The sequence below is a fragment of the Variovorax boronicumulans genome, from assembly GCF_009811375.1.
Lineage (GTDB): Bacteria > Pseudomonadota > Gammaproteobacteria > Burkholderiales > Burkholderiaceae_C > Variovorax > Variovorax boronicumulans.
The window spans coordinates 251,868-265,509 of the sequence record NZ_BKDH01000001.1 but is presented as its reverse complement, the minus strand read 5'-3'; the positions used below and the strand labels follow the sequence as shown (position 1 = coordinate 265,509).

The 13,642-nt window shown below is 66.7% G+C and carries 13 protein-coding genes; 6 read left to right on the top strand and 7 right to left on the bottom strand.

Features of this window, described 5'->3' with window-relative positions; translation table 11 throughout:
* Window positions 1-144: 144 nt before the first annotated feature.
* Window positions 145-2,595 (bottom strand): DNA translocase FtsK, encoded by a 2,451-nt coding sequence (locus VHAB30_RS01290; protein ID WP_159275542.1) that lies wholly within the window; start codon window positions 2,593-2,595, stop codon window positions 145-147.
* 95 nt (window positions 2,596-2,690) lie between these two features.
* Window positions 2,691-3,365, bottom strand: a complete 675-nt coding sequence (locus VHAB30_RS01285) for a Crp/Fnr family transcriptional regulator (RefSeq protein WP_062481025.1) — start codon at window positions 3,363-3,365, stop codon at window positions 2,691-2,693.
* A 180-nt stretch (window positions 3,366-3,545) separates the two neighbouring features.
* On the opposite strand from VHAB30_RS01285, the gene trxB reads away from it, so the two are divergent.
* From trxB to rpmG, 3 genes are all read left to right on the top strand, one after another.
* Entirely contained in the window at window positions 3,546-4,496 is a 951-nt protein-coding gene (gene trxB, locus VHAB30_RS01280) for a thioredoxin-disulfide reductase (protein WP_062481027.1), read from the top strand.
* 248 nt (window positions 4,497-4,744) lie between these two features.
* Entirely contained in the window at window positions 4,745-4,978 is a 234-nt protein-coding gene (gene rpmB / locus VHAB30_RS01275; protein WP_007830293.1) for a 50S ribosomal protein L28, read from the top strand.
* A gap of 11 nt (window positions 4,979-4,989) precedes the next feature.
* Window positions 4,990-5,163 (top strand): 50S ribosomal protein L33, encoded by a 174-nt coding sequence (gene rpmG / locus VHAB30_RS01270; protein ID WP_007830291.1) that lies wholly within the window; start codon window positions 4,990-4,992, stop codon window positions 5,161-5,163.
* 166 nt (window positions 5,164-5,329) lie between these two features.
* Here the strand turns inward: rpmG and VHAB30_RS01265 are convergent, their stop codons facing one another.
* From VHAB30_RS01265 to VHAB30_RS01255, 3 genes are all read right to left on the bottom strand, one after another.
* Window positions 5,330-6,544: a DesA family fatty acid desaturase gene (locus VHAB30_RS01265; RefSeq protein WP_139703254.1), complete on the bottom strand. Its 1,215-nt coding sequence runs from the start codon at window positions 6,542-6,544 to the stop codon at window positions 5,330-5,332.
* A gap of 132 nt (window positions 6,545-6,676) precedes the next feature.
* Complete coding sequence (locus VHAB30_RS01260; protein WP_159275541.1) at window positions 6,677-7,948, bottom strand: RsmB/NOP family class I SAM-dependent RNA methyltransferase; 1,272 nt, start codon at window positions 7,946-7,948, stop codon at window positions 6,677-6,679.
* A gap of 43 nt (window positions 7,949-7,991) precedes the next feature.
* Window positions 7,992-9,845 (bottom strand): M48 family metallopeptidase, encoded by a 1,854-nt coding sequence (locus VHAB30_RS01255; RefSeq protein ID WP_159275540.1) that lies wholly within the window; start codon window positions 9,843-9,845, stop codon window positions 7,992-7,994.
* A 54-nt stretch (window positions 9,846-9,899) separates the two neighbouring features.
* Between VHAB30_RS01255 and VHAB30_RS01250 the strand changes: the two genes are divergently transcribed.
* Window positions 9,900-10,148 (top strand): DUF1653 domain-containing protein, encoded by a 249-nt coding sequence (locus VHAB30_RS01250; protein WP_159275539.1) that lies wholly within the window; start codon window positions 9,900-9,902, stop codon window positions 10,146-10,148.
* Here VHAB30_RS01250 and VHAB30_RS01245 read toward each other — a convergent pair.
* Both VHAB30_RS01245 and purN read right to left on the bottom strand, forming a co-directional pair.
* Window positions 10,136-10,444 (bottom strand): I78 family peptidase inhibitor, encoded by a 309-nt coding sequence (locus VHAB30_RS01245; RefSeq protein ID WP_223301392.1) that lies wholly within the window; start codon window positions 10,442-10,444, stop codon window positions 10,136-10,138. The genes VHAB30_RS01250 and VHAB30_RS01245 overlap by 13 nt on opposite strands.
* A gap of 59 nt (window positions 10,445-10,503) precedes the next feature.
* Window positions 10,504-11,100, bottom strand: a complete 597-nt coding sequence (gene purN / locus VHAB30_RS01240; RefSeq protein ID WP_159275538.1) for a phosphoribosylglycinamide formyltransferase — start codon at window positions 11,098-11,100, stop codon at window positions 10,504-10,506.
* Between the two features lie 163 nt (window positions 11,101-11,263).
* Between purN and VHAB30_RS01235 the strand changes: the two genes are divergently transcribed.
* Together VHAB30_RS01235 and VHAB30_RS01230 are read left to right on the top strand one after the other, a co-directional pair.
* A complete protein-coding gene (locus VHAB30_RS01235) occupies window positions 11,264-12,445 on the top strand; it encodes an acyl-CoA dehydrogenase family protein (protein ID WP_062482930.1) in 1,182 nt (393 codons plus the stop codon).
* 12 nt (window positions 12,446-12,457) lie between these two features.
* Complete coding sequence (locus tag VHAB30_RS01230; protein ID WP_159275537.1) at window positions 12,458-13,573, top strand: acyl-CoA dehydrogenase family protein; 1,116 nt, start codon at window positions 12,458-12,460, stop codon at window positions 13,571-13,573.
* The last annotated feature ends 69 nt before the right edge of the window (window positions 13,574-13,642 follow it).

The following is a 13,642-nucleotide window of genomic DNA, read 5'->3' as shown; positions in this document are numbered from 1 at the left end:
CACTACCCGCCGCAGGTGCCGGCTTCTGTAGGCTTTCATGAAGATTTGCAGCAGCGCCGGTGCGCGTTTGCAAATTGCCTCTCAGCACGTAACCAGCCCTGCCGCGGTGGTAACGGGGGTCGTCGTCGATGGTGCGCCGGCGGGTCACTCCGCCTGGCGCGCGGGCACGAGGATCTCGCGCTGGCCGCTGCCGCTCATGGCGCTCACGAGGCCGGCTTTTTCCATGTCCTCGACCAGGCGCGCGGCGCGGTTGTAGCCGATCTTCAGGTGGCGCTGCACCAGCGAGATGCTGGCCTTGCGGTTCTTGAGCACGACCTCGACCGCCTGGTCGTACATCGGGTCTTTTTCGCCGTCGCCGCCGCCGAGCAGGTCGCCGTCACCGTCGCCATCGACCGTGCCGCCTTCGAGCACGCCCTCGATGTAGTCGGGCTCGCCCTGGCTCTTGAGGTAGGCCACCACGCGATGCACTTCCTCGTCGCTCACGAAGGCACCATGCACGCGGATCGGCAGGCCCGTGCCGCTGGCCATGTAGAGCATGTCGCCCATGCCCAGCAGCGCCTCGGCCCCCATCTGGTCGAGGATGGTGCGGCTGTCGATCTTGGAGCCCACCGAGAACGCGATGCGCGTGGGGATGTTGGCCTTGATGAGGCCGGTGATCACGTCGACGCTGGGGCGCTGCGTGGCCAGGATCAGATGGATGCCGGCGGCGCGGGCCTTTTGCGCAAGGCGGGCGATCAGCTCTTCGATCTTCTTGCCAACGACCATCATCAGGTCGGCCAACTCGTCGATGATGACCACGATGTGCGGCTCGCGCTTGAGCGGTTCCGGATCGTCCGGCGTGAGGCTGAAGGGGTTGTAGATGAACTCCTCGCGCGCCTTGGCTTCGTCGATCTTGGTGTTGTAGCCGGCCAGGTTGCGCACGCCGAGCTTGCTCATGAGCTTGTAGCGGCGCTCCATCTCGGCCACGCACCAGTTCAGGCCGTGTGCCGCCTGGCGCATGTCGGTGACCACGGGCGCCAGCAGGTGCGGGATGCCTTCGTAGACCGACATTTCGAGCATCTTCGGGTCGATCATGAGCAGGCGGACGTCGCGTGCCTCGGCCTTGTAGAGCAGCGAAAGAATCATCGCGTTGATACCGACCGACTTGCCCGAACCGGTGGTACCGGCCACCAGCACGTGCGGCATCTTCGCGAGGTCGGCCACCACGGGGTTGCCGATGATGTCCTTGCCCAGGCCCATCGTGAGCATCGACTTGCCCTCGTTGTAGACCTGCGAGCCCAGGATTTCGCTGAGCTTGATCGACTGGCGCTTGGCGTTCGGCAGTTCGAGCGCCATGTAGTTCTTGCCCGGGATGGTCTCGACCACGCGGATCGACACCAGCGAGAGCGAACGCGCCAGGTCCTTGGCGAGGCCGAGGATCTGCGAGCCCTTGACGCCGGTGGCGGGCTCGATCTCGTAGCGCGTGATCACCGGGCCGGGCGAAGCGAGCACCACGCGCACCTCGACGCCGAAGTCCTTGAGCTTCTTCTCGATCATGCGCGAGGTCATCTCGAGCGTGTCGGAGGACACCGTTTCCTGGCGCACCAGCGCGGCGTCGAGCAGGTCGACCTGCGGCAGCTTGCTGTCGGGCAGTTCCTTGAAGAGCGGCTTCTGGCGTTCCTTGACGACGCGGTCGCTGCGGGGGACCTCGGTCATCGCGGGCTCGATCTGCACGGGCGGCGATGCGGGGCGGCGCTTGGGCGCGACTTCTTCCTCTTCGTCGTCGAAGCTCGGCTCGAGAGGGCCGGCGTCGCCGAACGAGGCCTCCTTGCTGGGGCGCATTTTCTTGGCGCGCGGCGCGGGCGCCAGCTCTTCCTCGTCGCCGGCGCGTTCGCGCGCGGCCTGCTTGCCCATGGCGATGTCGGCCGCCATTTCGCGCTTTTCACGGCGCGACTCGAACAGCGAGTACGCACGGGCACCGATGCGCTCGGCGATCAGGCTCCAGGAGAAACGGAACACCAGCGCCGAGCCGATGACGCCGCCAGCGATGGCGACCAGCGCCGAGCCCGTGAAGCCCAGCCAGCGCACGCTCGCCGGACCGACAAGGTAGCCGAGGGCGCCGCCGCCCGAACCCGGCAGGTGCGATTCGAGCCGGTACAGGCGCGACCATTCGAGCACCGCGCTCGCGCACAGCAGCAGGACCAGGCCGAACCAGAAAGCGAGGCGGCTGCGGTTGAAGCGGCCGCGCGGGGGCTGTTCGACCGCCGGCGTCGGTTCGCCGCCGCGCAGCCAGCCGGCCAGCGACGAGAGCCACGCGCGCAGGCCCGCCGCAAGGCACCACCAGACGGAATAGCCGGCAAGGAAGTAGCTGCCATCGGCCAGCCAGGCGCCGATGCGGCCGCCCCAGTTCTTGATCTCACCGCCCGTGCCCGAGGTCGACCAGGCGGCATCGGACGGGGTGAAGCTCAGCATCGCCAGCAGCCAGAACAGGAGGGCTGCGAACCCGGCGATCAAGGTGATTTCGTGGGCGAAGCGCAGGGCGCGCAGGCGCACGGGTTGCCCTTCGGCAGCAGAAGAAGAGGAGGACGATTGAAGCGTATGGAGCGAATAGGTCATGAAAAGCACGGCGCCCGGCCCGAAAAAACGCAGGCCGGCCGCCCCGAACACTACAACAAAAGGCCGTGGACGCCGAAAGCGCCCGGCCTATGGGCTCAGGTCAGCGTCAGGAGCCGGTCCTTGATGATCACCGAGCCGTCTTCCTGGGACTGCACGAAACCGCGCTCTTCCAGGTCCTTCATGACGCGGCTCACCATTTCGCGCGACGCGCCGACCATCTTGGCCAGGTCCTGGCGGGAGATCTTGTCGCGGACCTTGAGGTTCCCCATGCCGTCCTGGCTGGCGAACTCGAGCAGCGCACGGGCGACGCGGCCGTACACGTCCATCAGCGCCAGCGACTCGATCTTGCGGTCAGCGTGGCGCAGGCGCTGCACCAGGCCGCGCATGATGTTGTAGGCCATCGAGGAGTTCTCGGGCAGGCAGCGCGCGAAGGCGTCGCGGCCCAGCATGAGCACGTCGCACTGGATTTCGGTGCGCACGGTGGCCGAATGCGGCTCGTCGTCGATCAGGCTCATCTCGCCGAGGTAGTCGCCGGGGTGCAGCGTGGCCAGGATCACCTCGCGGCCACGGCTGTCGGCGCTCGTGACGCGGGCGCGGCCGGTCAGGATGATGTACAGCGCATCGGATTTCTTGCCCTGCTCCACGACGACCTCGGCGCGTTTGAAGCGCTTCTTGATGATCGCATCCGCAATGCTTGCGGACTGCGAGGCCGTCAACGACGCGAACAATGGAACGCGCCGAAGCAATTCAAGGTTGGACAGCATCGACATTAATCAATCCCTGAAACAGCGCGCGATGTGATCCTGATGCTGAGCCCATGGATTACTACAATCGCGCGCATTGAAAACACCGTGCACCCGGTGTTGAACCGGGCGGTGATACTCCCCACGTATCGCTACCACCCTGAAAATGTACACGCTGCCGCAGCGTCCATCCTAGGTTTTCTACTCATGTCCGCACCCCAACACGCCAAGGTTCTCATTCTGGGCTCCGGCCCGGCCGGCTACACCGCCGCCGTCTACGCCGCACGCGCCAACCTCCAGCCTTTGCTCATCACGGGCATCGCGCAAGGCGGTCAACTCATGACCACCACCGAGGTCGACAACTGGCCGGCCGACGTGCATGGCGTGCAGGGCCCGGAGCTGATGCAGCGCTTTCTCGAACACGCCGAACGCTTCAAGACGCAGATCGTGTTCGACCACATCAACAAGGTCGACCTGAGCAAGCGCCCGTTCACGCTCACGGGCGACAGCGGCACCTACACCTGCGACTCGCTGATCATCGCCACGGGCGCCTCGGCCAAGTACCTGGGCCTGGATTCCGAAGAGAAGTTCATGGGCCGCGGCGTCTCCGCCTGCGCGACCTGCGACGGCTTCTTCTACCGTGAGCAAGAGGTCTGCGTGATCGGCGGCGGCAACACGGCCGTCGAGGAAGCGCTGTACCTCTCCAACATTGCAAACAAAGTCACACTCGTGCATCGCCGCGACAAGTTCCGCGCCGAGCCGATCCTGATCGACAAGGTCATGGAAAAAGTAGCCGAAGGCAAGATCGTGCTGAAGCTGCACAACCAGCTCGACGAGGTGCTCGGTGACGGCACGGGCGTGACGGGCATCCGCATCAAGAACACGCAGACCGGCGCGACCGAAGAGATCACGCTCAAGGGCTGTTTCATCGCGATCGGCCATCACCCGAACACCGACATCTTCCAGGGCCAGCTGGAAATGAAGGACAACTACATCCTGACCCGCTCAGGCCTGAAGGGCTTCGCGACGATGACCAGCGTGCCCGGCGTGTTCGCGGCCGGCGACGTGCAGGACAACATCTACCGCCAGGCCATCACCAGTGCCGGCACGGGCTGCATGGCCGCCCTGGACGCGCAGCGCTTCCTCGAAGAGCACTGAGGCCTATCCCCACGGGCACCGGCCACCCAGCGCGGCCGGATTTCCCGTATCTGCGACGGCCCCCGGCCTCGCTGAGCCCGAAAGGGCTATAATCCGAGGCTTTGCCGAAACAGGGCCTATCTCCCACCGGGAGTCGGGTTGCGGCAAATCCGGGGTACCGCCACCCGTTTCTGGCGAGGTCAAGCTGCAAAACACCCTGCAATCGCCCTGATTGCGCCGGTGCCAGCTGTTCAAGAAAGAGTGTCCACATGGCACGCGTATGCGACGTAACGGGCAAAGGCCCGATGGTCGGAAACAACGTTTCCCACGCCAACAACAAAACCAAGCGCCGGTTCCTGCCGAACCTGCAATACCGCCGTTTCTGGGTCGAGACCGAAAACCGTTGGGTTCGCCTGCGCGTTTCGAGCGCTGCACTGCGCCTGATCGACAAGAACGGTATCGATGCCGTGCTCGCAGACCTGCGTGCCCGCGGCCAAGCTTAAGGAGCTGAATCATGGCAACGAGCAAAGGCGGACGCGAAAAGATCAAGCTGGAATCCACCGCGGGTACCGGCCACTTCTACACGACGAGCAAGAACAAGAAGACGATGCCTGAAAAGATGTCGATCATGAAGTTCGACCCCAAGGCGCGCAAGCACGTCGAATACAAGGAAATCAAGCTGAAGTAATTCGGCCTGTTCTCCCCCCAAAAAACCCGCTGCTCACCCAGCGGGTTTTTTATTGCCTGTCGTTTTTGCGAAAGCAGAAAAAGGCAGGCACAAAAAAGCCGACCCGCAGGTCGGCTTTTTCACTGAGCGAGGGCAACAGCGCGGGAGGCGCCGGCCCTTTGCCTCGTCAGGCGCGCGCAGCGCGCAGGCGGGTCGAGAACTCGCGCAGGCCGGCGATGCCACTGGCTTCCGCACGGTGGCACCAGGCCGCCAGGTCGGCTGCGAGCTGCTCGCGCGATTGCGAGGTGTTCAGCCAGAGCTGGCGCAGCTCTTCGCGCATCGTGACCATCTTGTCGAGCACCGGGTGCGCAGCGCGGGCCTGCACCAGATGGGTGCGCGCCGAGGCGGGCACCTTGTCGTCGTCACGGTGCAGCCAGCGCTTGGCCGCCTTGAGCACCGACAGGTCGGCGCCCTTGGCCTTCAGCACGTCGATTTCCTCGCTGGTCGCACGGCGCATTTCGCGAGCGTAGCCGGCCATCACTTCGTAGCGGTTGGCAATGACGGCCTCGAGCGTCTTCTCGTTGGCCACGGGCTGGACGTCGCCCATCTGCATCTTCGGCGGCACCTTCTTGACCTTGGCCCAGCCAAGCTTCTGGAACACCTGGATGTAGACCCAGCCGATGTCGAACTCGTACTTCTTGACCGAGAACTTGGCCGAGGTCGGGTAGGTGTGGTGGTTGTTGTGCAGCTCTTCGCCGCCGATGATCAGGCCCCAGGGCATGATGTTGCGGCTGGCGTCGGACGCCTCGAAGTTGCGATAGCCCCAGTAGTGGCCGATGCCGTTGATGATGCCGGCGGCGGTGATCGGGATCCAGAGCATCTGGACCGCCCACACGGTCAGGCCGAGCGCGCCGAACAGCGCGAGGTTGATCACCAGCATCAGGCCCACGCCTTGCCAGCTGTAGCGCGTGTACAGGTTGCGTTCGATCCAGTCATCGGGCGTGCCGTGACCGTAGCGCTCCATCGTTTCCTTGTTCTTCGATTCCTTGCGGTACAGCTCGGCGCCGCGCCAGAAGACTTCGTCGATGCCCTTGACCTGCGGGCTGTGCGGGTCGTCGGCGGTTTCGCACTTCGCGTGGTGCTTGCGGTGGATGGCGACCCATTCCTTCGTCACCATGCCGGTGCCGAGCCAGAGCCAGAAACGGAAGAAGTGCGAAGGGATCGGACCGAGGTCCATCGCCTTGTGCGTCTGCGTGCGGTGCAGAAAGATCGTGACCGCTGCGATGGTGATGTGCGTGGTGACGAGCGTGTACAGCACGACTTGCCACCAGGCAATGTCCCACAGGCCGTGTCCGAGCCATTGGATGACCGCGTTCAGAACGGCGGAGTCAGGAAGCATCATTGAGTCAGGTACTCCATGGCCACACGAAGGTGCAGCCTTCAGGTAACCCGCGATTTTAGGATGTCAGGGCCAAAACGAGGCCTTTTGTCCTTCTGTCACACCGCAGATTTACCCTAGTTTGGAGCCCCGCGCCTATTTCCGGTTCCACACGGCGGCAAAAAAGCCGTCGGTGGCGTGGCGATGCGGCCACAGACGCAGGTAGCGCCGGCCGTCTTCCCCGCCCGCGCAGAGGGTTTCGGCGCCCTCCACCTTGAGCGCCTGGAGCAATTCCGCGGCATCCATGGGCACGAAATCGGGGTTCGCGGCGGCAAACGCCTCGGCGATGGCCTCGTTTTCCTCCGGCAGCACGCTGCAGGTGGCGTACACCAGCCGGCCACCCGACTTCACGAGCCGGGCCGCGCTTTGCAGGATGGCGGTCTGCTTGGCCGTCAGTTCGGCCACCGACTTGGCCGATTGCCGCCATTTGAGATCTGGATTGCGGCGCAGCGTGCCGAGCCCCGAACAGGGCGCGTCGACCAGCACGCGGTCGATCTTGCCGGCCAGGCGCTTGATCCGGTCGTCGCGCTCGTGGGCGATCGCGGCCGGGTGCACGTTCGACAGCTTGCTGCGCGCCAGCCGCGGCTTGAGCGCATCGAGGCGGTGGGCCGAGGTGTCGAAGGCGTAGAGGCGACCGGTGTTGCGCATGGTCGCGCCGATGGCCAAGGTCTTGCCGCCGGCGCCGGCGCAGAAATCGACCACCATCTCGCCGCGCTTGGCATCCAGCAGCAGCGCCAGCAGCTGGGAGCCCTCGTCCTGCACCTCGATGGCGCCGCGCACGAACGCGTCGAGCTTGGTCAGCGCGGGCTTGCCGTCGATGCGAAGGCCCCAGGGCGAGAACTGCGTCACTTCCGATTTGATAGCAGCCTTCGCAAGCTCCGCCTTCACTTCAGCCCGCTTGTCGGTGAACGCATTGACGCGCAGGTCGAGCGGCGCCGGCTGCTGCAGGCTCTCGACCATCGGCCAGAAGCCGTCGCCCAGCTGCGCCTTGAGCGGCGCGACCAGCCATTCGGGCAGGTTGTGGCGATGGCGTTCGAGCAGGTCGTCCGGCTTGACGGCGTCACAGTTGTCGAGCCAGCGCTTCTCGGTGTCGTTGAGCGCGCTCTTCAGGAAGTCGCGCGGGCCGTGAAAGCCCAGGATCGCCATGCGGCGCTCCTTCGAACCGCTGCCCGAAGGCGACAGGTGATCGAACAGCAGCTTCTTGCGAAGCACGGTGTAGACGGTTTCGGCGAGCGTCGCGCGCTCGCGCGGACCGAACTCGCGGTGGTCGCGGAAAAAGCGCGAAACGACCTGATCGGCCGGGTGATCGAATTTCAGGACCAGACCGACCAGATCGGCGGTGGCCTCCAACAGGGCTTTGGGATGCATAGCCCCGATTGTCTCAGCCGGCCGGCCTCGCGGCCGAAACGCCTCAGACGCCGCGCACCCAGACGGTCCCGAAGGCCTGCCGCTCGATGTCTTCCAGCGTGGGCGAGTGCCCCGCCCAGAGCACGAGCGCCGCGCCCGGCAAGGTCAGGGTCTGCTCGAGTTCGCGGCACAGGTGCCAGCGGTCCTCGTCGTCGAGCCCCGGCACCTCGACGAACACGATGTACGCCCGCCGCCAGGCGAACTCGCGCAGGTTCTTGCGCACCACCCACAGCCGCGACACGGGCAGGCAGCGTGCGATGTCGGCACGCAGCTCGCCCAGCTCGTGGTCGTTCAGGTCGTGGCGCGAAATCTGGCTGAAGAACGGCGTGTCGGTGATCTCTTCCCAGGCGCGCGCCTCGGCCTCCTCCGCCTCCTTGAGCCGCGCGCGCCACAGCTTGAGCCCCTGCTCGTCGTGCGGCCCGGCTTCGGGATCTTCGAGGGAAGCGACGGCGTTCTTCGCCGCCCACCAGCGGCTGGCCACGCCCGACTGATGCAGCCGTTCGAGCACCGCCAGGCGCTCGGCGCGCTCGCGCACGGGCAGCATCTGGGCCAGCCCGCGCAGCGCGCCCGGATGGTCCGGTGCGATCCGCAAGGCGCTCTCGTAGCGCGCGCGCACCGGCGCCGCCGGGTCGAGCCGGCGCTCGGCGTCGGCCCACTCGACCATCTCGTCGGGCGTGTTGCGCTCGCCGCGGGCCGCCAGCACCGCGATGCGCTCGCGGATGCGCGAGCGGTGCGCGTGGTGCTGCTTCCAGTCGGCGGCGTGGGCGCGGCGCCAGGCGTTGTCGAAATGCGCGATCCACTTGTGCTTGTCGGCCAGCATGTCGAGTGCGGGCCGCTGCGACCAGGCCGGCAGCGCCGCTTTCTGGTTCAGCGCTTCGAGCCGGTCGCGCAGCACGGGGTGGGTGTCGTCCAGGTCGCTCACGCGGCGCATCGCCTCGCGCAGCGCCTGGCGCGCGAACTCCTCGCTCGGCGGCGTGCGGGCGCGCTGCCGCAAAGCGGCGAACGGGCCGGGCGGCAGCGGCTCGCGCTCGGCGCGCGCCCAGTGCCAGGGCCAGAACTCGCTGGCGTACCAGTTGCCCTTGATGGCCACTTCGGTGAGCGCGGCCGCGGCCACCGCGGTGCCGAGCAGCCGGCCCGAGATGCGGTCGGCCTCGTACTCGTCCTGGCGGGCCAGTGCGAAGGTCTTGGCGGCGAAGCGCGGAAAGTACCAGCGGAAGAAGGCCTGCGACACCAGCGCCATCACGCCCTCGTCTCGCTGCAGGCTGGCATCGAGCCGCAGCCACGACAGCCGCGTGCGGTAGATCCAGGCGCTGAGGCGGCCATGGTTGCCGCGCAGGTGTCCGTATTCGTGGGCCAGCACCGACAGCAGGCGCTGCCGGTCCAGCATCATCAGCAGCGGCAGGCCGATGCTCAGCGAGTTGAGCGCACCGCCGAACAGACCGAAGCGCGGCACCTGGCTGATGCTGGCGTTGAAGTTGTCGTCCAGGTAGACACGGTGCACCGGCGGCCCCTTGATGCGCTCGCGGATGCGGTCCAGCGCCTCGAACAATCCGGGCGCGTCGGCGCGCGTGAGCGGCTCGCCGTCGGGCTCGTCAAAGTGCACCCAGAGCGCGCGCAGGGTCGCCCAGAACAGGCCCAGCGCGAACACCAGCAGCCAGCCGCGGGTGAAGTTGAAGCGCCCGTCGGCCACCGACACGACCACCCAGGCCACAATGCCCACCGCCAGCCCGAGGCAGGCCAGCACCCAGAGGTAGCCGAGCGCGGCGAACGCCGCGACGCCACGCCGGTAGCGCGCGCTGTCGTCCGCACTCGCGTGCTCGCTCAGGCGAACCAGGTGAACAAAATCCGCACGGTCCATCCGACTCCCGTCAAAGACTCATCCGACAGTTGTTACCGAAGAAAGAAGCCCCCGTTGAACGACGAAGACCTCCCTCCCCTGATCGAAACGCCCCCTGGCCGCTACCGCCACTACAAGGGCGGCGAGTACGACGTGATCGGCACCGTCCGCCACAGCGAAACGCTGGAGCCGATGACGCTGTACCGCGCCCTCTACGGTGCCCACGGCCTGTGGGTCCGGCCGGCCGCGATGTTCGAGGAAACCATCGAGATCGACGGCCGCCCGCAGCGCCGCTTCACCCCGATCGACGCTCAGCCGCAGTGAACGTCCTTGACGCGGCCACGCGCGTCGACGCTGATGTTGAGCCGTCCGGGGTTGAGTTCCATCGTGACCGCCTGGTTGGGCTTGAGCACCCGTGCCGTGCCGGCGCCGGCACGTGCGCGCGCGGCGGCTTCGAGCTGAGGCGTCACCTGCTGGCCCACGGCAAAGCGGGCGCCTTCGGCGTTGCACTGGAAGACGGGCTCGGCCGGCGCGGCGGGCGCAGGTGCAGCGGCGCCCGGTGCCGGCGCGGGGGCCGGAGCGGCGCAGGCGGCCAGCAGGGCCGCGGTGGCCAACGTCAACAGTAGCGATTGGGTTTTCAAAGTTCTGTGCTCCCGAAAACCCAACAATATAAACAACTTTAAGCTTTGTGACTCAATGTATCCAACAGCCATCCAGCGATGGCGCGCGGATACAGCAGGTGCTCCTGGGACAGCACCCGGGCGGCCAGCGTGGCGGCCGTGTCGTCCGGCAGCACCGGCACCACGGCCTGCGCCAGGATCGGCCCGTGGTCGAGCTCGGCCGTGACCTGGTGCACCGTAACCCCGGCCACCTTGCAGCCCGCCTCGATGGCGCGCTGGTGCGTGTGCAACCCCGGAAAGGCCGGCAGCAGCGAGGGGTGGATGTTCACCAGCCGCCCGGCGTAGCGGACCACGAAGCCGGGCGTCAGGATGCGCATGAAGCCCGCCAGCACCACCAGCGCCGGCGCGTGGGCGTCGACCGCCTCGGCCAGCGCCGCGTCGAAGGCCTCGCGGCTGTCGAAGGCCTGGTGCGGCACCACGGCGGTCGCGATGCCGTGCGATGCGGCCAGCGCCAAGCCGCCGGCCTCCGCCTTGTTGCTGATGACGGCGGCAATGCGCGCGCCGAAGCGCTCGGCCCAGCGGTCGCGCTCGGCGGCGCGCACGATGGCCGCCATGTTCGAGCCGCCGCCGGAGATCAGGATCACGATGTTCTTCATGGGAGGCCGGGATTATCCGTGTCCCGCCGACGCCGCCCGTCAACCCAGGCGCCGGCGGGCTTGTCGCGACGCGGACACCGGATCGCAGCACGACCGTGCTAAAACTCGCAGTTCCGGAGACACCCCGCGTCTGCGGTGGACCGATCAACACAGCGAGGCACGCATGGATTTGAGCTTCACACCCGAAGAACAGAAGTTCCGCGAAGAAGTTCGCGCATGGGTCAAGGACAACCTCCCCCAGGAGATTTCGCACAAGGTGCACAACGCGCTCGAACTGACGCGCGACGATCTGCAAGGCTGGGCCAAGATCCTCGGCAAGAAGGGCTGGCTGGGCTACGGCTGGCCCAAGGAATTCGGCGGCCCCGGCTGGACCGCCGTGCAGCGCCACCTGTTCGAGGAAGAAACCGCACTGGCCGGCGCGCCGCGCATCATCCCCTTCGGCCCCGTCATGGTGGCCCCGGTGATCATGGCCTTCGGCAACGCCGAGCAGCAAAAGCGCTTCCTGCCCGGCATCGCCAGCGGCGAAGTCTGGTGGAGCCAGGGCTACAGCGAACCCGGCTCGGGTTCCGACCTGGCCTCGGTCAAGACCAAGGCCGAGCGCAAGGGCGACAAGTACATCGTCAACGGCCAGAAGACCTGGACCACGCTCGGCCAGCACGGCGACTGGATGTTCAACCTCGTGCGCACCAGCAACGAGGGCAAGCCCCAGACCGGCATCAGCTTCCTGCTGCTGGACATGAAGTCGCCCGGCGTCACCGTGCGCCCGATCAAGCTGATCGACGGCGGCGTCGAGGTGAACGAGGTGTTCTTCGACAACGTCGAAGTGCCTGCCGAGAACCTGATCGGCGAAGAGAACAAGGGCTGGACCTACGCCAAGCACCTGCTTTCGCACGAGCGCACCAACATCGCCGACGTGAACCGCGCCAAGCGCGAACTCGAGCGCCTCAAGCGCATCGCCAAGAGCGAAGGCGTGTATGACGACCTGCGCTTCCGCGACGAGATCGCCAAGCTCGAAGTCGACATCGTCGCCCTCGAGATGATGGTGCTGCGCGTGCTCTCGGCCGCCACCTCGGGCAAGAACTCACTGGACGTGGCCGGCCTGCTCAAGATCCGCGGCAGCGAGATCCAGCAGCGCTACGCCGAGCTGATGATGCTGGCCGGCGGCCCCTATTCGCTGCCGCTGATCCGCGAAGCCATGGAAGCCGGCTGGCAGGGCAACTTCCCCGGCGGCAACCCGGCGCTGGCACCGCTGGCATCGACCTTCTTCAACATGCGCAAGACCACGATCTACGGCGGCTCGAACGAAGTCCAGCGCAACATCGTGGCGCAAACCGTCCTGGGCTGAGGAGACACCAACATGGATTTCAATTTTTCGGAAGACCAGGACCAGCTGCGCGACGCCGTTCGCAAGTGGGTCGACAAGGGCTATGACTTCGAACGCCGCCGCGGCATCGAGGCCAAGGGCGGCTTCTCGCGCGAGGCCTGGGACGAACTGGCCGAGCTCGGCCTGGGCGGCCTGTACATCAGCGAAGACGACGGCGGCCTGGGCATGGGCCCGGTGGCCGGCATGGTCGTGATGGAAGAACTGGGCCGCGGCATCGTGCTGGAGCCCTTCGCCCAGACGCTGATCGCCGGCGCCGTGCTCGGCGGCTACGCCGACGCGGCCACCAAGGAAAACTGGCTGCCGCGCATCGCCGGCGGCCAGGCCCTCGTGGTGCTGGCCTACCAGGAGCGCAAGGCGCGCTACCGCCTCGACGTGTGCGAGGCCACGGCCGTCAAGTCGGGCAACGGCTACTCGCTGACCGGCGCCAAGAGCGTGGTGCCCGTGGGCGACGAGGCCGATGCCTTCATCGTGCCCGCCAAGGTCAACGGCAAGATCGCCCTCTTCCTGGTCGAGCGCAGCGCCAGCGGCGTCGAAGCCCGCGGCTATGGCACGCAGGACGGCGGCCGCGCGGCCGAAGTCGTGTTCGACAAGGCCGACGCCACGCTGGTCACGGCCGACGGCCTGGCCGCGCTCGAGTACGCGGTCGATGTCGGCATTGCCGCCACCTGCGCCGAAGCGGTCGGCGTGCTCGACAAGACGCTCGACGTCACGATCGACTACATGAACCAGCGCAAGCAGTTCGGCGTGGTCATCTCCAGCTTCCAGGCGCTGCGCCACCGCGTCGCCGACATGAAGATGCAGCTGGAGCTGGCACGCTCGATGAGCTACTACGCGACGCTCAAGCTCAACGCCCCGGCCGACGAACGTCGCCAGGCGCTGGCCCGCGCCAAGTACCAGCTGGGCACGTCGATGCGCTACGTGGCCGCGAACTCGGTGCAGTTGCATGGCGGCATCGGCGTGACCGACGAATACATCGGCAGCCACTACTTCCGCAAGCTCACGCAGCTCGAGCTCACCTTCGGCGACACGCTGCACCACCTGGGTGAAGTGTCGGCACGCATGCAGGACACGGCCGGCGTCTTCGCCTGACGGCTGTTTGTCGATAGCATCCAACGCCCGCCCGCCTTGCGCCGGCGGGCGTTTTCACTTGCGGGGCCC